The organism is Cupriavidus sp. CuC1, from assembly GCF_044627735.1.
Lineage (GTDB): Bacteria > Pseudomonadota > Gammaproteobacteria > Burkholderiales > Burkholderiaceae > Cupriavidus > Cupriavidus ulmosensis.
Map to the genome: position 1 here is coordinate 43,761 of NZ_JBIUHC010000018.1, position 20,290 is coordinate 64,050.

Genomic DNA, 20,290 nt, shown 5'->3' on the forward strand with positions numbered 1-20,290 from the left:
GCTTTCGGCACCCCCGCCCTAAAGCATCCCTCCAGCACCCTTCCCCTTTCCCATAAGCGCTCCCCCAAAAAAACGCTTGCCTTGATCTGGCGCAGAACCTGCCAGGCAAATACGCGGTTCAATACAGTGGGAAGAAAGATTAACTTCGCAGGATCATCCCAAGTCGGTAGAGTCACCCTGGTCTGACGACCATTTTTGCGGCCATGCCCCCTGCCCGTGGCCATTGCTCACGAACTACCCACGCTTTACTCACGAGGATGAAAATGCGCAACAAGACCGTACCCGCCCTGATCATCGTCGCCCTGACCGCCTTTGGCGGCGCGCAGCTGGCGCACGCCCAGAAGAACTACACCGATGGTGGCGACCTTTACGGCGGCGCCCATACCAACAAGACCGACCCGAACAAGAGCGCCGCCAAGTCGGGCAAGTTCGATCCATACACGGATGGCGCGAAGAAATCGACCAAGTCGAACCTGAACGCTTCCGGCACCAAGAAGAAGGCCGATCCCTATACGGACGGGGCAAAGGCTGGCAAGCCCGATCCGTACACCGACGGTGCCAAGGCCGGCAAGCCTGACCCATACACGGACGGTGCCAAGGCCGGCAAGTTCGATCCCTATACCGACGGCGCCAAGGCCAAGCAGTAAGCCGCGGCAGCAGCAGCAAGCAGCAGCCCGTCCCGCCGGATGGTGCGCCAGCGCACCATCCGGGCCGCAGGGAACAGGCAAGATCCAGCCAGCGGGATCGACACGGCCATGCCCAACGCCCGCTTGAAACGCCGTCTGAGCCAGATGGCGCCGCATGTGGAAATGTGCGAGATATCCGAGAATGCATTCGGAAGCCCGCCTGCTGCGTGAACCGTAGCGCAGGCTTACCCTTTCGCTATCCCGGACCTCTCCCTTTCGGAGACCATCATGCTAGACCTGCTGATCCTAATGGCTTCCTCCCTGGTGCTGGCTGTGCTCATCTTCAAGGGATAAGGCTGAAGGACGACGAGGAAGCTCAAAGCACAAGCCGCCTCAGGCTGCGGCCAGGGCCGCCTTCGTGCCACCCATCGTGCCCTCCTCGCGCAAGCGCGCGTGCCAGGCCAGCGCCTCTTCGATGAGGTGCGGCGTATGCCCGCCGCGGCGCGTGGCGCGCGCCGCGTAATCACGCAACAACTCCCGATACAGCGGATCGGCGCAATTGGCGATGACCTGCTGCGCGCGCTCGCGCGGCGCCAGGCCGCGCAGATCGGCCAGGCCGTGCTCGGTCACGATGATGTCGACATCATGCTCGGTATGATCCACGTGGGACACCATCGGCACGATGCTGGAGATGGCGCCGGCCTTGGCCACCGACTTGGTGACGAACACCGACAAATGCGCATTGCGCGCAAAGTCTCCCGACCCGCCGATCCCGTTCATCATGTGCGTGCCGCCCACATGCGTGGAGTTCACGTTGCCGTAGATATCGCACTCCAGCGCCGTGTTGATGGTGATCAGCCCGAGCCGGCGCAGCAGCTCCGGATGGTTGCTGATCTCCTGCGGGCGCAGGATCACACGGGTCTTGTAACGCTCCAGGTCTGCCAGGAAGCGCGCATAGACGGCGCCGGTCAAGGTCACCGACGACGCCGAGGCAAAGCGCAGCCGGCCGGCGTCGAGCAACTCGATGGTGCTGTCCTGCAGCACCTCCGAATACATCGTGAGGTCGCGGAAGGGGGAATCGATCAGGCCATGCAGCACGGCATTGGCGATCGTGCCGATGCCGGCCTGCAGCGGCTGCAGCGACGGCGCCAGCCGGCCTGTCCGCACTTCATGCGACAGGAAATCGTTCAGGTGCCCGGCGATCTGGCGCGTCTCCTGGTCGGGCGGCAGCGCATTGGACGGGCTGTCGTCCTTTTGCGTGATCACGATGGCGGCGATCTTCGCGGGGTCCACCGGGATATAGGGCAAGCCGATGCGCTGGTCCACCGAGACCAGCGCAATGGGCTGGCGATGGGGCCGCGGTGTCGGCAGGTAGATGTCGTGCAGGCCTTCCAGGCCGGCCGGCATATTGAGGTTGATCTCGACGATCACCTTCTGCGCCAGCATCGCGAAGCTCGCGGAGTTGCCGACCGAAGTCGACGGCACGATGCCGCCGGATTCGGTGATCGCAACCGCTTCCACCACAGCCACGTCCACCGGCGCGATCTGCCGCCCGCGCAGTTGCTCCACGGTTTCGGACAGGTGCTGGTCGACGAACATCACCTCGCCCGCGTTGATCTTGCGCCGCAAGGTGGCGTCCACCTGGAACGGCAGGCGCCGCGCCAGCACGTTGGCCTCGGCCAGCATCTTGTCGGTGTCGTTGCCCAGCGAGGCGCCGGTCATCAGCGTGATGCGCAGCGGCTCGTGCGCCGCGCGCTTTGCCAGCGCTTGCGGCACCGCCTTGCAGTCGCCTGCGCGGGTGAACCCGCTCATGCCGACGGTCATGCCGTCCCGGATCATCGCCGCCGCGGCCTCGGCTGGCATGACCTTGTCGAGCAGGCTGGCCAGCCGGATACGTTCCTTGTACATCTTATGTCTCCATGATGCCTGTCCCGGCCAGTGAGGCCGTGCCGCGCGCCGCGGCAAGGCCCGGCGCCCAGCTCGGCTCGCGCTTCCTACCGGCGGGTAAGGCGCAGACAGGCAGTGTAGCCACGGCAGGTACATTCCTGCGGCGATATAAAATCATGAAAACCAGTCGTAAATCTCATACACCCCGACGCCCGCGCAGCCTGGCGCGGGCAAGGCCAGCCGGCCCTGCCCTGCAGCGCACTTTGTGCGCGGTGCCCCCCTTTATGCTCTACAGTAGTTAGCACGATCATGCTGCCAGGGCGCAGGCACCGCGCGACGCGCGTCGCGCGGGCCAGCGCCGGCAACCGACTGCCAAAAAACAGCCGTCTGGGGGAGACACCATGCTTGCGGAAAGCGAAGCGCGACTGGCCCAGTTGCTGGCCGACCTGATGCAGTTCGCCCAGGGGCGCCTGCCCGGCGACATGTTCGTCCAGGCCGAGCCATTCCTGCGGCACTACTACGACCTGGCGGACGCCGACGACCTGCTCAAGCGGGACGTAGCCGATCTCTACGGCGCGGTCATGGCGCACTGGCAGACCGCCCAGCGCTTTGTCCCGGGCAATGCACGGCTGCGCGTCTACAACCCCAACCTCGAGCAGCACGGCTGGCACTCCGACCACACAGTGGTGGAGATCGTCAACGACGACATGCCGTTCCTGGTCGACTCGGTCACCATGGAGATCAACCGGCTCGGGCTGGCCCTGCACTCCGCGATCCACCCCGTGTTCCGGGTCTGGCGCAACGCGGACGGCACCATCGCCAAGGTGGGACTGGGCAGCGAGGGCGATGTCGCCGCGAGCGAGCCCGCCGGTGGCCCCCGGCTCGAATCCTTCATCCATTTCGAAGTGGACCGCTGCGGCGACACCGCCACGCAGGAAGCCTTGCGCAACGGCATTGCCCGCGTGCTGGGCGATGTGCGCGCTGCGGTGCAAGACTGGCCGGCGATGACCGCCATCACCCGCGCCACCATCGACACGCTGGCGCAGGGCCCGGAGGGCAAGCAGCCCGAGACGCAGGAAGCCTGCGCGTTCCTGCAGTGGATGCTGGACGAGCACTTCACCTTCCTCGGCCAGCGCGACTATGAACTGGTTACCCAGAACGACCGCTTCTACCTGCGCGGCGTGCCCGGCTCTGGCGCCGGCATCCTGAGCGAGAGCCTGCGCCCGCCCGAGGCGGAAACGCTGACCGAGCTGCCCGCGGCGGCCACCTCGGTCATCGAAGGCAGATCGCCGATCTTCGTCACCAAGGCCAATTCGCGCTCCACCGTGCACCGGCCCGGCTACCTGGACTACATCGGCATCAAGCTGACCGACGCCAACGGCAAGCTCTTTGGCGAGCGGCGCTTCGTGGGCCTCTACACCTCCACCACCTACATGATGTCGTGCGCGGACATCCCGCTGCTGCGGCGCAAGTTCGCCAACATCCTGGCGCGCGCGGGCTTCCTGACCAAGGGCCATCTCTACAAGTCGCTGGTGACCATCATCGAGCAGTACCCGCGCGACGAACTGTTCCAGGCCGAGGAAGACGAACTGTTCCACATCACGCTGGGCATCCTGCGCCTGCAGGAGCATCAGCGCATCCGGCTGTTCGTGCGGCGCGACCGCTTCGACCGCTTCGTCTCCTGCCTGGTCTTCGTGCCGCGCGACAAGTACAACACGGACCTGCGCCAGCGCATCCAGAAGCTGCTGATGACCGCCTTTCGCGGCAACAGCTGCGAATTCACGCCGCAACTCTCCGAGTCGCCGCTCGCGCGCATCCAGCTGATCGTGCGCGGCGAGCCCGGCACCATGCCCGAGGTCAACCCGGACGAGCTGGAAGAGCGCATCTTGCAGGCCGCCCGCCGCTGGCAGGACGACCTTGCCGCCGCCCTGCTCGACAGCACCGGCGAGGAGCAAGGCAACCGCTTGCTGCGCCGCTACGGCGACTCCTTCCCGGCCGGCTACCGCGAGGACTACCCGGCCCGCACCGCCGTGCGGGATATCGAGCTGATGGAGGCGGCGCAGGCCACCGGCGGCATCGCCATGAACCTGTACCGGCCCATCGAAGCCGCGCCCGGCGCATTCCGCTTCAAGGTCTACCGCGCGCGCGAGCCGATCGCACTGTCGCTCAGCCTGCCGATGCTCGAGCACCTTGGCGTGCGCGTGGACGAAGAGCGTCCCTACCTGATCGAGCCCAACGGCGCGGCGCCGGTGTGGGTCCATGATTTCGGGCTGGAAATGGCCGATGGCGTCGCGGCCGGCATCGACCTCGGGGCCGATATCGCGCGCATCAAGGCGCTGTTCGAGGACGCCTTCGCGCGCGCCTGGAACGGCGAGATCGAGAACGACGACTTCAACCGCCTGGTGCTGCGCGCCGAGCTGGCCGCGCGCGACGTGACCATCCTGCGCGCCTATGCCCGCTATCTTCGCCAGGTCGGGTCGACCTTCAGCGATGCATACATCGAGCGGGCGCTGACCGGCAACCCGGCCATTGCCTCCCGCTTCGTGGAACTGTTCGTGGCGCGCTTCGACCCCGCCACGCAAGCCGCCCGCGCGGCGCGCTGCGAGCGCCTGCAGCAAGCCATCGGCACGGCGCTGGACCAGGTGCCCAACCTTGACGAAGACCGCATCCTGCGCCTGTTCCTGGGTGTGATCAACGCCACGGTGCGCACCAACTATTTCCGCAACGGTCCCGACGGCGGGCCGCGCCCTTACCTGTCGTTCAAGTTCAATCCCGCGCTGGTGCCTGGCCTGCCCCAGCCGCGCCCGATGTTCGAGATCTGGGTCTACTCCCCGCGCGTGGAAGGCGTGCACCTGCGCGGCGGCCCGGTGGCGCGCGGCGGCCTGCGCTGGTCCGACCGGCGCGAGGATTTCCGCACCGAAGTGCTGGGGCTGATGAAGGCGCAGATGGTGAAGAACACGGTGATCGTGCCGGTGGGCAGCAAGGGCGGGTTCGTGGTCAAGCGCCCGCCGCCGGCGAACGACCGCGACGCCTTCCTGCAGGAAGGCATTGCCTGCTACCAGACCTTCCTGCGCGGCCTGCTCGACGTCACCGACAACCGCGTCGCCGGCACCCTGGTGCCGCCGCCGGAAGTGGTGCGCGAAGATGGCGACGATCCCTACCTGGTGGTTGCGGCGGACAAAGGCACGGCCAGCTTCTCCGACTATGCCAACGCCATCTCCGCGGAGTACGGCTTCTGGCTCGGAGACGCCTTTGCCTCAGGCGGCTCGGTCGGCTACGACCACAAGAAGATGGCCATCACCGCGCGGGGTGCATGGGAATCGGTGAAGCGCCATTTCCGCGAGATGGGTACCGACATCCAGTCCACCGATTTCACCGTCGCCGGGATCGGCGACATGTCGGGCGATGTCTTCGGCAACGGCATGCTGCTGTCGCCCCACATCAAGCTGGTGGCCGCGTTCGACCATCGGCATATCTTTCTCGACCCCACCCCCGACCCCGCCACCAGCCTGCGCGAGCGCCAGCGCATCTTCGAGCTGCCGCGCTCCAGCTGGGCCGACTATGACATGAGCCTGGTCTCCGCCGGCGGCGGCTTGTTCCCGCGCACGGCCAAGACCATCGCGATCACACCCGAGGTGCAGGCCTGCCTTGGCATCAGCGCCACGACGCTCTCGCCCGCCGAACTGGTCCACGCGATCCTGCTGGCACCGGTCGACCTGCTCTACAACGGCGGTATCGGCACCTATGTGAAATCCAGCCACGAGAGCCACCTGCAAGTGGGCGACCGCAGCAACGACGCGGTGCGCGTCAACGGCGCCGAACTGCGCTGCAAGGTGGTGGGCGAAGGGGGCAACCTTGGCTTCACGCAGCTTGGCCGCATCGAGTTCGCGCTCAATGGCGGGCGCATCAACACCGATGCGATCGACAACTCCGCCGGCGTCGATTGCTCCGACCATGAGGTCAATATCAAGATCCTGCTGGGGCTGGTGGTGGCGGATGGCGAGATGACCGAGAAGCAACGCAACAAGCTGCTGGCGGAAATGACGGATGAAGTCGGCTTGCTGGTGCTCGAGGACAACTACTACCAGAGCCAGGCGCTGTCGGTTGCCGGGCGCAACGCCGCCGCGCTGCTCGACGCGGAAGGCCGGCTGATCCGCTGGCTGGAGCGCGCCGGCCGCCTCAAGCGCGCGCTGGAATTCCTCCCGACCGAGGACGAGCTGGGTGAGCGCAAGGCCGCCGGGCTTGGCCTCACCTCGCCCGAACGCGCGGTGCTGCTGGCCTACAGCAAGATGTGGCTGTACGACGAGTTGCTCACGTCGGCGCTGCCAGAGGACCCGCTGGTGGCCGGCCTCTTGCCCGCCTATTTCCCGCAGCCGCTGCGCCAGCGGCACGCCGACACCATGCTGCGCCATCCGCTGCGCCGGGAGATCCTGGCCACGCACCTCACCAACACGCTGGTCAACCGCATCGGCGCCACCTTTGTCCACCGCATGCAGGAGGAAACCGATGCGCGTCCCGCGGACATCGTGCGCGCCTGCCTGATTGCACGCGACGTGTTCGGCCTGGACCCGCTCTGGTTGCGCATCGACGCGCTGGACAACCGGGTCGACGACGACGTGCAGGCGCGCATGTTCGTCGCCGTGGGACGGCTGCTGGAACACGCCAGCCTGTGGTTCCTGCGGCATCCGCACGCGGGTGGCCCCACCGATGGCAACAGCGCGCGCTACGCCGAAGCCGCGGCCTGGCTCACACCGCAGCTGCCCGCGTTGCTGGCCGGGCCGGAGGCCACGGCGCTGGCGGAACGGCGGCAGGCTCTGAGCCAGTCCGGCGTGGACGATGAACTGGCCCTGTGCGTAGCCGCGGGGGAAATCTCCGCGGCGGCGCTGGATATCGCCGAGGTGGCAGGGGCTACGCAGCGCAGCCTGGCACTGGTGGCGGGCGTCTATTTTGCGCTCGATACGGAGTTCAGTTTTGGCTGGCTGCGCGAACGCGCCCTGGCCTTGCCCGCCGACAGCCACTGGGACCTGCTGGCGCGCACCACGACGCTGGAAGACCTCGGGCGCCTCAAGCGCGCGCTGACGGTCAGCGTGCTGGCGCAGCCGCAGGAACTGGATACGCCGGCACAGCTGATCGAGGCATGGCGCGGCGGGCGCCAGGCGCAGATCGAGCGCTTCTCGCGCATGCTGGCGGATCAGCGTGCATCGGGCGCGGCCGGCTTGTCGATGCTGTCGGTGGCGGTACGGGAAATCGGCTTGCTGGAGCGCAGCCAGCAAGCCGGGTAGACGCAGGCGCGGCCGATTGGAGACAATGGGGGCCTTAGCCAGCGCGCTTGCACCGGACACCCGATGAACAAACCCGTCAAAGCCGCGATTGCCGCGGTGATCGTCGTTGCTGCCACCAGCTACGCCAGCCCTTACTGGGCGCTCTACCAGATGCGCTCTGCCATCGAAGCGCGCGATGCTGACAAGTTCTCCCGCTATGTCGACTATCCGGCCCTGCGGGAAAGCCTGAAGGCGCAACTGACGCTGAGCCTGCAGCAGAAGCTCGGCACGCCCGCCTTGCAGAACACGCCCTTTGCCGGGATCGGGCAGGCAATCGGCCTGGCGGTCATCAACACCATGATCGACACCATGGTGTCGCCCGCCGGCGTCATGGCGCTCATGGCCGGCGAGAAGCCCGCGTCGACGCCGCAGCCAAAGCCCCCCGCGCCGCCTGCCCCGGCGGAAAACAAAGGCGAATCAGCGAGGCCGGCCAAGAAGGAGGAGGAGGCCGCCAAGGACGCGCTCAAGTACAGCTTGTCCTATCGGGCACTGAACACCGTGGAGGCCTCGGCCACCAAGGACAATGGCGAACGTATTCTCATTGGCCTGACGCGCCAAGGCATATGGACGTGGAAATGGAGCAGCGTCGTGCTGCCGGAGCTTTCCAAGCCTTAGGCCTTGATTGGCCTAAGGCTTTATCTGGCTTAGGCTTCAATGCCAGGCTTCACCGGCCCCATTTCGCCTCGAGCAGCACCGCCGCCTTGATCGCGTCGATGGTCTCCTCTTCGGTCTTGAAATCGCCCAGCAGCCGCTTTGACTTGCCGCTGAGCACCGCCTCCTGGAGTGCCTTGCCGGATGCCTCCGACGTGCCGGGACTCCAGCAATAACGCGCCGTCCATGTGCCGTCCTGCAAGCGCTCCGCCACCCAGATGACGCGAAAATCCTCGAACACTACCCCGAAAGGTTCGTCTTCGTCCATTGCAACCTCCACGACACGCGATCGCTCCCCTCGAACACCACGGCCGTGCGCGCGCGTGCCGTGTCAGCATCATCGCCAGGTCGGGATCGGCATCGGACCGGGCAATACGTCGCCGTCAGTGCGGCAATCTGGTTGATCAGGGCTAGCGCCACGCTGTGCCACCACCCTGCTTTCGCGTGATGCTAGCACGCAGCGTGGCCGTCGTGGCATCTATGGCGCACGTGGCGCGCCTGGCGCACCACCGCGTGGACTCTGTCTGGCGGCTAGTCGGCTGGAATCTCGTGGTTGCCATGCGCCAGGAGGCTGCCCGGGCTGTCGCCGAGCATGCGCGGCCTGCGCGGCTGCAACTCCAGGCCCAGGCGGATGAGCAGCTCGAACGCATCGGCCAGCAGATGCTGCTGGCGCGGCAACAAACTGGCATAGGGCATGTCGTAGATGGACTGGTGCGAGCCACGCGCACCCTTGAGGCCGCGATCGCGGGCCATGTCGGACAACAGCGCGGCAAAGCCGTTCAGGTCCTCAGCGGCCAGGGCGGTATTGAGCACCGCGGCCAGCACATGCGGCGGCGACGAGCCCCAACCCATGGCATCGGCGTTTGCGGCGCATTCTTCGGAAGCATCGAATGAGTTCATACCCGGATTAACGACAGCGATCCCGCGCCATGTAGGCTAGCCCGCAAAACTTCTGCGCGAGCCAAAGTATGGCCAGGCAGGCCGCCCGGACCAATCAATCAGCCCGCGGCATAGGCAACATGGTCCACCGTCGCGTCGATCAGCCGACAAGCGCGGGCCTGGGCCCGGTCGGCGACTTCCAGCAGTTCGCCCTGCTCATGCCCCACCCACGACTGCAGCGGCGACGGATTGCGCACCGCGCCTTTGGCCTCCTGGACAATCGAGGCACTAACAAGGCATCCGCGCTCATGCTGCTGCACCGAGATCAAAATCACGTAGCCTCGGTAATGCTGTGTTCTGGATTCATTCATTGCGTCTCCCTTTGCCGGCCATCGTAGCATGCCGCAGCGTCCGGCCAGCAGCCGTGGAAGATGCCGGGCCTAGGTCCGGTCCTGCGGGCGATCCTGTGGGCGGCGCCCCATGCGCCAGACATTGGGCGGCTCGCCGTGGGCGGCATTCTGGAACATCCAGGCGCCGCAGACCGTGCACCGCCAGGGCCGGTCCACCCAGCGCGAGTTGATGTTCATGCCAAGTGCGCCCGCACCCGATGCGGCCAGATTCTCATGCGGCTCCACCGTGGTCGGCGCACCAACGAGAAGATGGCAGAGATCGCAAGCGTGCATGACTTACTCCAACGAAACGCTCACTCCAGCGAGGGCGGAGTGCCAAAGGGATCAGCGCTTTGCTGGCCCGGCACCTCGGTCAGGTCGAACTCGTCACGCGCCTTGTCCACCACGACCCGGATACTCCGCTCATAGCCTGCGGCATTGCCGAAGGCCTTCATATCCCAGTTGCGCCCACGCGCATCGCGTGCATGCGCTTGCGGCGCCGGCACCCGGATCTTCGCGCCGTCCTCCACAATGTCATCGATACGCTGGATGCGCCGGCTCACCTCGTCCTGCAAGGACCTGGCAGCGCGCTCGCGTTTGGCCATCGTGTACTCCTATCGTATGCGCAACACACGGTAAACGGCATCCGGCCAAACCAGTGCCCCGGGACCACGCGCACAGCAAACGTCTACCTGAAGAGACATGCACACCGCGCGGTCCATGGCTTGATTGTAGAGTCCGCCGCCGCTTAGCGACAAACCTGATTGATTGGCGAAGGCTTCGCTAGTCCATCACGTCATTGGTCACCGCGACCGCCACGGGCGGGTGCATCTCACCGAACACGGATAGGCGAATGGGCATGCCGGCCAGTATGTTGGCAATGTCCTGCTCCGTGGGCTGCCAGAAAGAATGCATCACGCCATTCGGCGTATCCAGGTGCACCGGCAGCCCTGAGAATTCGCCCTGCCTGGCGGCATCCCAGTCGAGGGGTTCTCCGACCATGAGGTTGGTATGCTTGGTTTTCACGGGCGGCATCATGGCGCTCTCCACTGTGGAGCGAACTCCGTGATGTCAGGAGCTGCTCAGACCCCGGTGGATCGCCAACCGCGGCCATCACCCAATGGTGAAACATTTCGTCGGCAACGGCATCGGACAGATGCATTAGTTCGTTTAGCGCTACCGGCGCGACACCACCAGCGCCGCAAGGCAAGCGAGGATGATCAGGCCGGATATCCAGAAGTAGAAATTCTTCGCCGGGTTCCGGGTGTAGCCAATGTAATTGGCTACAGCGTCGGAAATCTGCGCTGCGAGAAAAACTAGAAATTCCCCCATTCTCACTCGCCGGATGGTCTGGACGCCGATACGTTAGCACAGGCGACCGAGGGCCTGGCTGGACGCAAATAGTCCGGCTATACTGTATATCTATACAGTGTTTTTTGAGTGAGGCTATGTTCACCTGCGATCCGGGCATCATCTATCTCTACACCCACGAAACTCACAACACCCACAACATCCGCGACACGCACGGCGTGGCCATCACGTGCCAGACCCTGACCGTGGACGACCCACTGCTCACGGCGGATACCTGGAACCCGGAAGCCGAGGCCGCCGCGCAGGCCGCCGGTGCAACGCTCTATCTGATGGGCATCGACACTGCCGCACTCAAGGCCCTGCCCCGTCCTATCGACAGCCTGGTGATCGAGCACGATGGAGCGCGGCTGCGCTTCGCGCTCGCGCAAGGCATCGATTTTCTCGACGCGAGATCGCTTCGCGTGCGCACACGTGGCGAGCGCCACTATGCCACGCTCGAGGAGCCGGCCGATCAGTACTGGACGACGGGGGGCAAGGCAACTTCACCGGCTTGGCGTGACTCGCCGACGATGTAGCGAAGGGATGGCTGCGTGGAAGCGGTGGCTGCATCGATTCGACTCGAAAAGACTAACGCGAATTCGATGACGCTTGTTGCCGCGTGTTTTTGTCGGGCTAAATGCAGGCGTTTTGAACAGGTAACAAAAAACCTCACACAAAAAATGCTGTGCGGGTTTTGCTTAATACTGGTCGGGGCGAGAGCATTGTTATCTCCATCCACCAGCAACCAAAAGGAGACCGATATGTCACTCGAACCTGCCGGCTGCCCTCTGTGCAAATCACCTGCAGAGCGAGCGCCCCTCCGCTCACACGACGGCTATTCGTATGTCTGCCCCTCCTGCGGCTCGTACCATATCGACGGCCTTGCCTATGGTAAGGCCACGCGCGGCCACGTCGCCGCTCATGTTCATGTCGACGTGCGTCGTCTGCAAGCCGAAGGGGAGATCCCGCGCATCGAATTCAATGCGCCCGATTTCGTGGTCAAGCCGGTTGCCCGCGGGAAGCAATAAGCCATGACCACCTACCGTCCCGCGACCATCTCCCTCGAATCCCACTTCCCGCGCTGCAACCGCAAGGAAGGATCGTCCCCCAACCCGGCCGACTACCTGTGCGAATTGCCCGAGGATGGTTCGCTGATCAACCGCGCAGCCATCGCATTCATCCGCACCATCGCTGTGCCGCTTCCTGCGGACAGCGAGGAAAAAAAAGTGCGATGCCACGCTCCACACGGCAATCGATAGCCTGAACGACTGGATCACTGCCAACGCTCCCGGCGGCTGGATTGATGATCTTCGCGAGGATGCTCAGCGCTATCGATGGGCGCGCAATACCCCGGTGAGCATCGGCCGCAACGGCATCCTTATCGAGAACACGGGCACCAAGTTGGATGCCGCCGTCGATGCCGCGCGGATCGCTGCCTGACGCGCGCAACTGGCCGAGTAGCTGGGCACGATGTACACCTCGGCGCCGTGCGCTGGCGTGGCCTACTCGCTGAGCAAGAAGGAGCGCGAATGATCCGCCGAGAGCCTATGCCCTCCCACGCCGCACTTACGCGCCAACGGACCGAAGTTTTGGCGCGTCGCTCAATAGCTGCGCTGATCACCCCCGCGCTTGTCCTGATCATCCCGGCGTTCGCGCTGGTCGCCGCGTTCCGTGCGCTGGTCGCCGCGCCCGTCCTGCCGGTAGCCACTGCCCTGATCATAGCGACCCGGCCGCGAATCGCCAGGCGCCCATACGCAGCCACCAAGTGCAACTGCGACCAAAACCAGAGGCAAATTCCGAGTACGTTTCATAGCACTCTCCTCGTCGAACGCTCCCATCACTGGAGCCACGGCTTGAAGTCTAGGACACCGGGTGCTGGGCTCTGTGGCCGTGTGATGGGCACCACCCTGCTGCTGGCCGAGCCAGGCGAGACGTTCATGCTGCCGGCCACGCCGGTGTGAGGGTGCGGCCGGTGGCCGTGGCGCTGTCGGTGGCGCAACCTGCGAAGGTGATGCAATGGGCTATTTGCCGGATAACAAGCCAGCCACTGCCACAAATGCGGAAACGATAGCTATACCGAAGGCCCATTTGGAAATGCGGAGTGCTTGTCGCGCAGTCTCGGCTTGGTCTAGCGCTGCTCCCGCCGCCTGTTGCGTCGCCAGAAGCACCCGATCCTCGCGTATCTCCGCTCGCTGGCCGTCGATCCTCTCGAGATACGCCCGAGCGTACTCTAAACGCCTGTCGCCGAACGTGTGGTGCTCTACGTACTGCCGGAATTCGTCCTCGCTGTGTTTAGCAATCCAATCGAGTATTTCGGCATCGGTTTCGAAGTTCGCCATGGCTCGCCCCCTATCGCTCCAGAGGATCGTAGCATGAGCGAGATCGAGCCATACCCGAGGTTCGCCAAGCGGGATCCCCAGGACAAGCGCCTATGCATGAGCGGTTGCCACCATATGCACCACGTTACCTGGGCATGCGTCATTGAACCCTGCTACGGCTGGCGCTACCCGGTGACAAAAGTCGGCAAGAAGGCCGCCGGCCGCCTACGCGACGGCGTGCAGCACACGATAGCAATCCGGACGCGCGAGGTGGCTCGGCATGAACTCGGACAAAGCTCTTTCCCACGTAGCTCTAGCTCGCACCGTCCTCAGCATCAATGAAGCCCAATGGGTGCTTCCTGTCCTTCATGTTGACGGCGACGATGACGGAGCTATGCGGCACAAGAATCGTGGAGCCATTTTTCTGCAGCTCGACCATCGCGCCACTTGCATCAAATCCATCACAGAACACCTGGCTCCATTCATCCATTCGGCTGTGTTCTTGGAACACCACGTTGGAAATATTTCGCCAGTGCGAGCCAGAAAGAACCACGAACCAATTCATGACGAGCTCCTGCAGTGGAAGATCAAGGAAATCCTAGCATGACCAAAGAACACCCCATCCTCTTCAGCGGCGCCATGGTGCGCGCAATCCTGGACGGCCGGAAGACGCCGACTCGGCGTGTGGCGAAGGGCTTCCCGCTGGAGCTGCTCGCGCCGGACGGCTTCACGCCTGAGTATGTCGCGGATCCCGCTAACTCATTGTGCTCCTACGGCAAGCCAGGCGACCGCTTGTACGTGCGCGAGACCTGGGCAGCGGGTCCCGGCCACAACGAGGGCGAGAACGATGCCAATGCGGGTTCCCCGGTCTCTGCCGGGCGCTGGGCATTCTCGGCGCTCTGGAACTCCACCGGCGGCGACTGGGATGCCAACCCTTGGGTGTGGGTGGTCGAGTTCAGGAGGATTCAACCGTGAGCATCGACCCACTCCTTTGCCCATGCGATCCCTGCTGCGACCGCTGTCTCGAACGACGCGTAGTAACCAAGTGGCTCAGAACCCTCAAGGATCCGGCCGTCTTTCTCAACGGCACCCGTCGCTTCGAACATCCCATCAACCAGTGGTTTCGCGAAGCCGCGAACTGTGTATTCGTTGTAGCTTTCGATGGCCATAGCGCTCCCCAAACGTTCCTAAGGCTCCCAGTATGAAGCACCTAACCACGCAAATCATCGACGGCGAGGCCGGTGCGATCCTATCCGACTGCGAGCAGTACCGCTACCGCCTCTGGCGCGAATGGGACGCCGCCCGGCCGGCCCTGGGCTTCATCATGCTCAACCCGTCAACCGCCGATCACCAGGTCAACGACCCGACGATCACCCGCTGCCTGCAGCGCGCGCTGGCCAGCCGCCGCTATGGCCGCCTGGAGGTGGTGAACCTGTTCCCGTTGCGCTCGACCGACCCGGACGGCCTGCTGACGCACCCGGCGCCGCTTGGCTGCGTGGACACGGCCAACGGCTCGATCATGGATGCACTGGACCGCTGCTCGATGGTGATCTGCGCCTGGGGCGCGCACAAGGCGGCGCCGGCGCGCGCGGCGGAGGTGCTGCGCATAGTCAGGATGTGCGGCCGCGGCGCCCTGCTCCACCAACTCGGGCTGAACCAGGACGGGAGCCCGAAGCACCCGCTATACATCGCAGCCAAAGTTCGGCCGCAGCCATACAAGATATGAACGAAGCAGCACAACGCATGATTGGGACAACCCGGCAAGACTGGGAGAAGAAGCTGATGGGCACAAGATTGACGAGCGAGCAGGACCTGCATCGACGCCCTGCAGGTCGCTGGCGCCCATGCGGACCGCGCAACAACCGAGGGATATATTAAACAGCGCGACGTCCCGGTTTCAATGGTGCATTTACACCTTCCCGCTGCTTAATTGGATGTCATCCGGCAAAACGATTTAAATCGCTACCCTGCTCAGAAAGTAAAAAACCCGCACAGCCAATGACTGTGCGGGTTGTGTACTGGTCGGGGCGAGAGGATTTGAACCTCCGACCACCTGCACCCCATGCAGGTACGCTACCAGGCTGCGCTACGCCCCGAAAGAAAAAGATTATATCAGAAGCTTTTTGAAAATGGCTAGTCGTTAGTGCACTTTTTATTCGTGCTTCGCGATCTGTTGAAGCTGCGCGAGCAGGTGCTGCACTTCCACCAGTTCGTTGCGCAGGTTGCTGAGGTCGAGCGAAAAAACCGGCGCTTCACCGGCGGCCTCCGCAGCCAGCGCTTGCTCGTCTTCGGCGGCTGCATGGCTGTGCTGCCGTCCCTCGTCCAGGCGATTGCGCGCGCCATTGATCGTGAAGCCCTGCTCGTACAGCAAGTCGCGGATGCGCCGGATGAGCAAGACTTCGTGGTGCTGGTAGTAGCGCCGGTTGCCGCGCCGCTTGACGGGCTTGAGCTGCGTGAACTCCTGCTCCCAATAGCGCAGCACATGCGGCTTGACGGCGCAAAGCTCGCTGACTTCACCAATGGTGAAGTAGCGTTTGGCGGGAATCGGCGGCAACAAAATGCGTTCGCTGGATCTTTCCGACATACGGTGAATGGGCGGGCTTCAGGCCGTGCCGGGAGAGGTTGTGGTGTTCGCGCGGGCTAGCGCGCGAACAAGCGTGATACACGAAACAAGCAGGATAACGAGTCGTCGTGCTGCTGGCAAACGATCAGCCGGGCACCGCTACCAGGCCGGCACGCTCTTCCACCAGGCCCTTGAGCTTCTGGCTGGCATGGAAGGTCACCACGCGTCGTGCCGTGATAGGAATGATCTCGCCCGTCTTGGGATTGCGGCCGGGACGTTGCGGCTTGTCGCGCAGCTGGAAATTGCCGAAGCCGGAGAGCTTGACGCTGTCGCCCTGTTCCAGCGCTTCGCGAATCACGTCGAAGAAAGCTTCGACCATGTCCTTGGACTCGCGCTTGTTGAGACCGACCTGGTCGAACAGCATTTCAGCGAGCTCGGCCTTGGTGAGGGTTGGTACTTCAGCGGCGCGGGCGTCGGACGTATCGTCGTCGAGCGAGGGTGCCTGGCGGTCGCCTGCTTCACCCATTGCAGAGGCCATGAGATACGCGTGTCGATCGTTCATTGTCATTCAGTGTCGCGATCCGCCCGGATGCGGAAGTCCGGGCGCTCCATTGTCATGTCAGCTGGTGGATCAGCCGCGCATCCGCGCCTGGAATGCAGCGCTGGCGGCTTCGACCATGCAACGCACCGCACTGTCGACGGTTTCGTCCTGGAGGGTCGCCCCAGTATCTTGCAAGGTCAGGCGGAACGCAAGGCTTTTCTCGTCCGCGCCGATGGCCGCCGAAGCCGCCTTCGGGCGGAACTCGTCGAACAGCACCAGGCTCTGGCAATAGCGGGCCAAGCCTTGTTTTTCCAGGGCCTCGCGCATGACGTCGAGCAGATCCTGCACACGCACCGACTGCTTCACCACCAGCGCCAGGTCGCGCACGGCGGCCGGGAACTTGGAGATTTCGGTGTAGCCGGGCAGGCCGACTTCACGCAGTGCCTGCAGGTCCAGCTCGAACACCACCGGCGCATGCGCCAGCTCGTACTCCTGCAGCCAGCGCGGATGCAGCTCGCCGATCACGCCGGCCACCTTGCCGTCGATCACCACTTGCGCGGCGCGGCCCGGATGCAGCGCCGGGTGCGATACCGGCTCGAAGCGCGCCACGCGCGGGAACAGCAAGGACTCGACATCGCCCTTGACGTCGAAGAAGTCCACCGGGCGGGTGGCAATGCCCCACTGCTCCTCGAAGGCCGGACCGTAGGCGATGCCGCCGGCAACCATCGGCTGGTGATAGCCGGCCACCGTCAGGCCGCCATCGGCGACCGTTGCGTCGCGACGGAACACGCGGCCCACTTCGAACATCCGCACGCGCGATGCCTTGCGGTTGAGGTTGTAGCGCACCTTGTCGAGCAGGCCGCCGATCAGCGTGGAACGCATCACCGCCACCTGGCTGGCGATCGGGTTCAGCAGGCGGATCGGGTTGTCGTTGTTGGCAAAGTCACGCTCCCACTTCTCTTCGACAAAGGCGAAGTTGATCACCTCCTGGTAGTCGCACGCGGCAATCGCGTGGCGCACGGCATGGGTCGAGCGGCGTGCTTCGTCGGTCGGGCGCATCTCGCTTTCGGCGATCGGCGGACGTGCCGGGATGCGCTCGAAGCCGTAGATGCGGGCCACTTCCTCGATCAGGTCTTCCTCGATCTCGATGTCGAAGCGATAACTCGGCGGCGTGACCACGAACACTTCGCCGTGCGCGCCCTGCTCGCGTGTGAACGGCAGTTGCAAGCGCTGGAACACGTCGGCGATGACCGCCGGCGACAGCTCGATGCCGAGTACGCGCTCGGCGCGCGCCACGCGCAAGCGCACCGGCTTGCGCTGCGGCAAGTTGACGATCTGGTCGTCGACCGGGCCGGCCTGGCCGCCGCAGATCTCGAGGATCAGCGCGCTGATGCGCTCGATATGCTCAACCGTGGTGGCGTAGTCCACGCCACGCTCGAAGCGATGCCCGGCATCGGTCGAGAAGTTGAAGCGGCGCGAGCGGCCCTGGATGGCTTGCGGCCACCAGAAGGCGGCTTCCAGGTAGATGTTGGTGGTGTCCAGCGTCACGGCGGTGCTGTCGCCGCCCATGATGCCGGCCAGGCTCTCGATCTCCTTGTCGTCGGCGATCACGCCGACCTGCTCGTCGAGCTCCACGGTATTGCCGTTGAGCAGCTTGAGCTGTTCGCCCTTGCGGCCCCAGCGCACATCCAGCCCGCCGTGGATCTTGTCCAGGTCGAACACGTGCGACGGACGGCCGAGCTCCAGCATCACGTAGTTGGAGATGTCGACCAGCGCGGAGAGGCTGCGCTGCCCTGCCCGCTCCAGGCGCTGCACCATCCATGCCGGCGTGGCCGCGTGCGCGTTCACGCCGCGGATCACGCGGCCGGAGAAGCGGCCGCACAGGTCGGGCGCCGAAATTTTCACAGGCAGCTTGTCGGCCAGCGTCACAGCCACCGGCTTCATTTCCGGCAAGTGCAGCTCGGCGCCGGTCAGCGCGGCAACTTCGCGCGCCACGCCGTGGATCGACAGGCAGTCAGCCTTGTTGGGGGTGAGCTTGATGACGAAGACCTGGTCATCGAGATCCAGGTACTCGCGGATGTCCATGCCGATCCTGGCATCTTCGGGCAGCAGCATCAGGCCGCCGTGGTCTTCCGACAGCTTGAGTTCGCGCGCCGAGCAAAGCATGCCATAGCTGTCCACGCCGCGCAGCTTGCCCACCTTGATCTCGAACGGCTTGCCGCCCGCCTCTGACGGCGGCAGCACCGCGCCGACCAGCGCGCACGGCACCAGCACGCCGGGCGCCACATTGGGCGCGCCGCAAACGATCTGCAGGGTCTCGCCGGTGCCGGCATCGACCTGGCAAACGTTGAGGCGATCCGCGTTGGGATGGCGCTCGGTGGAGAGCACGCGCGCCACCACCACCTTGTTGAAGGGCGGCGCAACGGGGCCGACCTCTTCCACTTCCAGCCCGGCCATGGTCAGGCTGTGCGAGAGCGCATCGGTGGAGATCTTGTCGGGATTGACGAAACTGCGAAGCCAGGATTCCGAGAATTGCATGGCGCTTCTGATCCGGTAAGTATTCTGTTCTGTGGTGTCGGTGACGATGTGCTCTGGCGCGCGTACGCGCCTCAGGCGAACTGGCGCAGGAAACGCGCGTCGCCTTCGAAGAACAGGCGCAGATCGTTGATGCCGTAGCGGAGCATGGTCAGGCGTTCAAGGCCGGAACCGAAGGCAAAGCCGATATAGCGCTCGGGGTCCAGGCCCATATTGCGCAGCACGTTGGGGTGCACCTGGCCCGAGCCGGAAATCTCCAGCCACTTGCCATTACCGAAGGCCATGTCGATTTCCGCCGACGGCTCGGTGAACGGGAAGTACGAGGGGCGGAAACGCACCTGGATGTCATCGCGCTCGAAGAACTTGCGCAGGAAATCGGTGTACACGCCCTTCAGATCCGCAAAGCTCACGTCGTCGCCGATCCACAGCCCTTCGACCTGGTTGAACATCGGCGAGTGCGTGGCATCGCTGTCGACGCGGTAGGTACGGCCCGGGCAGATCACCTTGATCGGCGGCATCTCGCGGCCCTTGTACTTCTCCACGTGCATGCGTGCGTAGCGCACCTGCATCGGGCTGGTGTGGGTACGCAGCAGCAGCAGCTTGCCTTCGCTGTCGCGGCCGTCCACGTAGAAGGTGTCCTGCATCGAACGGGCCGGATGGTTGTCCGGGTTGTTCAACGCGGTGAAGTTCATCCAGTCGGTTTCGATCTCGGGGCCATCGGCCACGTCGAAGCCGACCGAGCCGAAGATCTGCTCGACCCGCTCCCAGGTACGCATCACCGGATGCAGGCTGCCGCGGGCAACGGCCCGGCCCGGCAGCGTGACGTCGATGGCCTCGGCGGCCAGCCGCGCGTTCATCAGCGCATCGGCCAGCGCCTGGCGGCGCGCCTGCAGCGCGGCCTCGACCTGCTGCTTGGCCTGGTTGATGCGCGCGCCTTCGCTCTTGCGCGTTTCCGGGTCGAGCTTGCCAAGGCTCTTGAGCAGCTCGGTGAGCGCGCCGGTCTTGCCGAGAAAGCGGGCTTTCTCGTTTTCCAGCGTGGCGTTGTCGTTGGCTGCAGCGAAGGCGGCCTGGGCGTCGGCGACGATTTGATCCGGATCCAGAGACATGGCGGCGGTCGGCGATAAATTTGGCGTCCGGGTCACGCTGGGCCCGGGCGTGGGTTGGCACTAGGTGCGATGTGGGTGCAGAGTCCGCGCGGCACCGGGGGCGGCGCGGGCTTCGTTTCGGATG

General features: G+C 64.6%; 24 protein-coding genes and 1 tRNA gene. 8 read left to right on the forward strand and 17 right to left on the reverse strand.

Features of this window, described 5'->3' with window-relative positions:
• The first annotated feature begins 263 nt into the window (after nucleotides 1-263).
• Entirely contained in the window at nucleotides 264-647 is a 384-nt protein-coding gene (locus ACGLHR_RS10510; protein WP_400093677.1) for a hypothetical protein, read from the forward strand.
• 372 nt (nucleotides 648-1,019) lie between these two features.
• Here ACGLHR_RS10510 and ACGLHR_RS10515 read toward each other — a convergent pair whose 3' ends face one another.
• Nucleotides 1,020-2,534: an acetyl-CoA hydrolase/transferase family protein gene (locus ACGLHR_RS10515; RefSeq protein WP_400093678.1), complete on the reverse strand. Its 1,515-nt coding sequence runs from the start codon at nucleotides 2,532-2,534 to the stop codon at nucleotides 1,020-1,022.
• 380 nt (nucleotides 2,535-2,914) lie between these two features.
• On the opposite strand from ACGLHR_RS10515, the gene ACGLHR_RS10520 reads away from it, so the two are divergent.
• Nucleotides 2,915-7,795 (forward strand): NAD-glutamate dehydrogenase, encoded by a 4,881-nt coding sequence (locus ACGLHR_RS10520; protein WP_400093680.1) that lies wholly within the window; start codon nucleotides 2,915-2,917, stop codon nucleotides 7,793-7,795.
• 63 nt (nucleotides 7,796-7,858) lie between these two features.
• Nucleotides 7,859-8,449 carry a DUF2939 domain-containing protein gene (locus ACGLHR_RS10525; RefSeq protein ID WP_400093682.1) on the forward strand — a complete coding sequence of 197 codons (591 nt, stop codon included), beginning with the start codon at nucleotides 7,859-7,861 and terminating at the stop codon, nucleotides 8,447-8,449.
• 49 nt (nucleotides 8,450-8,498) lie between these two features.
• Here ACGLHR_RS10525 and ACGLHR_RS10530 read toward each other — a convergent pair whose 3' ends face one another.
• From ACGLHR_RS10530 to ACGLHR_RS10560, 7 genes are all read right to left on the reverse strand, one after another.
• On the reverse strand, nucleotides 8,499-8,753 hold the full coding sequence (locus tag ACGLHR_RS10530; RefSeq protein WP_267606210.1) for a hypothetical protein: 255 nt from the start codon (nucleotides 8,751-8,753) through the stop codon (nucleotides 8,499-8,501).
• Between the two features lie 263 nt (nucleotides 8,754-9,016).
• Nucleotides 9,017-9,385, reverse strand: coding sequence for a hypothetical protein (locus ACGLHR_RS10535; protein WP_400093684.1), 369 nt, complete (start codon nucleotides 9,383-9,385; stop codon nucleotides 9,017-9,019).
• Between the two features lie 98 nt (nucleotides 9,386-9,483).
• Nucleotides 9,484-9,735 carry a hypothetical protein gene (locus ACGLHR_RS10540; protein ID WP_267606208.1) on the reverse strand — a complete coding sequence of 84 codons (252 nt, stop codon included), beginning with the start codon at nucleotides 9,733-9,735 and terminating at the stop codon, nucleotides 9,484-9,486.
• 69 nt (nucleotides 9,736-9,804) lie between these two features.
• Nucleotides 9,805-10,047: a hypothetical protein gene (locus ACGLHR_RS10545; RefSeq protein WP_400093685.1), complete on the reverse strand. Its 243-nt coding sequence runs from the start codon at nucleotides 10,045-10,047 to the stop codon at nucleotides 9,805-9,807.
• A 20-nt stretch (nucleotides 10,048-10,067) separates the two neighbouring features.
• On the reverse strand, nucleotides 10,068-10,358 hold the full coding sequence (locus tag ACGLHR_RS10550) for a hypothetical protein (RefSeq protein ID WP_400093687.1): 291 nt from the start codon (nucleotides 10,356-10,358) through the stop codon (nucleotides 10,068-10,070).
• A 178-nt stretch (nucleotides 10,359-10,536) separates the two neighbouring features.
• The gene (locus tag ACGLHR_RS10555) at nucleotides 10,537-10,791 is read right to left on the reverse strand and encodes a hypothetical protein (RefSeq protein ID WP_400093689.1); all 255 of its coding nucleotides are present in this window, start codon (nucleotides 10,789-10,791) and stop codon (nucleotides 10,537-10,539) included.
• A gap of 138 nt (nucleotides 10,792-10,929) precedes the next feature.
• Nucleotides 10,930-11,085 carry a hypothetical protein gene (locus tag ACGLHR_RS10560; protein ID WP_400093690.1) on the reverse strand — a complete coding sequence of 52 codons (156 nt, stop codon included), beginning with the start codon at nucleotides 11,083-11,085 and terminating at the stop codon, nucleotides 10,930-10,932.
• A gap of 116 nt (nucleotides 11,086-11,201) precedes the next feature.
• On the opposite strand from ACGLHR_RS10560, the gene ACGLHR_RS10565 reads away from it, so the two are divergent.
• The 3 genes from ACGLHR_RS10565 (at nucleotide 11,202) to ACGLHR_RS10575 (ending at nucleotide 12,362) form a co-directional block, all read left to right on the forward strand.
• Nucleotides 11,202-11,639, forward strand: coding sequence for a hypothetical protein (locus tag ACGLHR_RS10565; protein WP_400093691.1), 438 nt, complete (start codon nucleotides 11,202-11,204; stop codon nucleotides 11,637-11,639).
• Between the two features lie 225 nt (nucleotides 11,640-11,864).
• On the forward strand, nucleotides 11,865-12,131 hold the full coding sequence (locus tag ACGLHR_RS10570) for a hypothetical protein (protein ID WP_400093693.1): 267 nt from the start codon (nucleotides 11,865-11,867) through the stop codon (nucleotides 12,129-12,131).
• Between the two features lie 3 nt (nucleotides 12,132-12,134).
• Nucleotides 12,135-12,362, forward strand: a complete 228-nt coding sequence (locus ACGLHR_RS10575) for a hypothetical protein (protein WP_400093694.1) — start codon at nucleotides 12,135-12,137, stop codon at nucleotides 12,360-12,362.
• 342 nt (nucleotides 12,363-12,704) lie between these two features.
• On the opposite strand, the gene ACGLHR_RS10580 is transcribed toward ACGLHR_RS10575, so the two are convergent.
• From ACGLHR_RS10580 to ACGLHR_RS10590, 3 genes are all read right to left on the reverse strand, one after another.
• On the reverse strand, nucleotides 12,705-12,914 hold the full coding sequence (locus tag ACGLHR_RS10580; protein ID WP_400093695.1) for a hypothetical protein: 210 nt from the start codon (nucleotides 12,912-12,914) through the stop codon (nucleotides 12,705-12,707).
• Nucleotides 12,915-13,124: 210 nt separating this feature from the next.
• Nucleotides 13,125-13,442: a hypothetical protein gene (locus ACGLHR_RS10585; protein ID WP_400093696.1), complete on the reverse strand. Its 318-nt coding sequence runs from the start codon at nucleotides 13,440-13,442 to the stop codon at nucleotides 13,125-13,127.
• Nucleotides 13,443-13,734: 292 nt separating this feature from the next.
• Nucleotides 13,735-13,986: a hypothetical protein gene (locus ACGLHR_RS10590; RefSeq protein ID WP_318235668.1), complete on the reverse strand. Its 252-nt coding sequence runs from the start codon at nucleotides 13,984-13,986 to the stop codon at nucleotides 13,735-13,737.
• Between the two features lie 38 nt (nucleotides 13,987-14,024).
• Here ACGLHR_RS10590 and ACGLHR_RS10595 point away from each other — a divergent pair, with 38 nt between their 5' ends.
• Nucleotides 14,025-14,396, forward strand: coding sequence for a hypothetical protein (locus tag ACGLHR_RS10595; protein ID WP_400093698.1), 372 nt, complete (start codon nucleotides 14,025-14,027; stop codon nucleotides 14,394-14,396).
• Here ACGLHR_RS10595 and ACGLHR_RS10600 read toward each other — a convergent pair.
• On the reverse strand, nucleotides 14,387-14,590 hold the full coding sequence (locus ACGLHR_RS10600) for a hypothetical protein (protein WP_400093699.1): 204 nt from the start codon (nucleotides 14,588-14,590) through the stop codon (nucleotides 14,387-14,389). The genes ACGLHR_RS10595 and ACGLHR_RS10600 overlap by 10 nt on opposite strands.
• A gap of 32 nt (nucleotides 14,591-14,622) precedes the next feature.
• On the opposite strand from ACGLHR_RS10600, the gene ACGLHR_RS10605 reads away from it, so the two are divergent.
• Nucleotides 14,623-15,147, forward strand: coding sequence for a DUF1643 domain-containing protein (locus ACGLHR_RS10605; protein ID WP_400093701.1), 525 nt, complete (start codon nucleotides 14,623-14,625; stop codon nucleotides 15,145-15,147).
• A 293-nt stretch (nucleotides 15,148-15,440) separates the two neighbouring features.
• Here ACGLHR_RS10605 and ACGLHR_RS10610 read toward each other — a convergent pair.
• The 5 genes from ACGLHR_RS10610 to pheS form a co-directional block, all read right to left on the reverse strand.
• Nucleotides 15,441-15,517: transfer RNA gene (locus ACGLHR_RS10610), tRNA-Pro, on the reverse strand.
• A gap of 56 nt (nucleotides 15,518-15,573) precedes the next feature.
• Nucleotides 15,574-16,005 (reverse strand): MerR family transcriptional regulator, encoded by a 432-nt coding sequence (locus ACGLHR_RS10615; RefSeq protein WP_267606195.1) that lies wholly within the window; start codon nucleotides 16,003-16,005, stop codon nucleotides 15,574-15,576.
• 124 nt (nucleotides 16,006-16,129) lie between these two features.
• Nucleotides 16,130-16,510, reverse strand: a complete 381-nt coding sequence (locus ACGLHR_RS10620) for an integration host factor subunit alpha (RefSeq protein WP_400093731.1) — start codon at nucleotides 16,508-16,510, stop codon at nucleotides 16,130-16,132.
• Between the two features lie 105 nt (nucleotides 16,511-16,615).
• A complete protein-coding gene (gene pheT / locus ACGLHR_RS10625) occupies nucleotides 16,616-19,063 on the reverse strand; it encodes a phenylalanine--tRNA ligase subunit beta (RefSeq protein WP_400093702.1) in 2,448 nt (815 codons plus the stop codon).
• Nucleotides 19,064-19,134: 71 nt separating this feature from the next.
• Nucleotides 19,135-20,166 carry a phenylalanine--tRNA ligase subunit alpha gene (gene pheS / locus ACGLHR_RS10630; RefSeq protein ID WP_267606192.1) on the reverse strand — a complete coding sequence of 344 codons (1,032 nt, stop codon included), beginning with the start codon at nucleotides 20,164-20,166 and terminating at the stop codon, nucleotides 19,135-19,137.
• Nucleotides 20,167-20,290 lie beyond the last annotated feature (124 nt).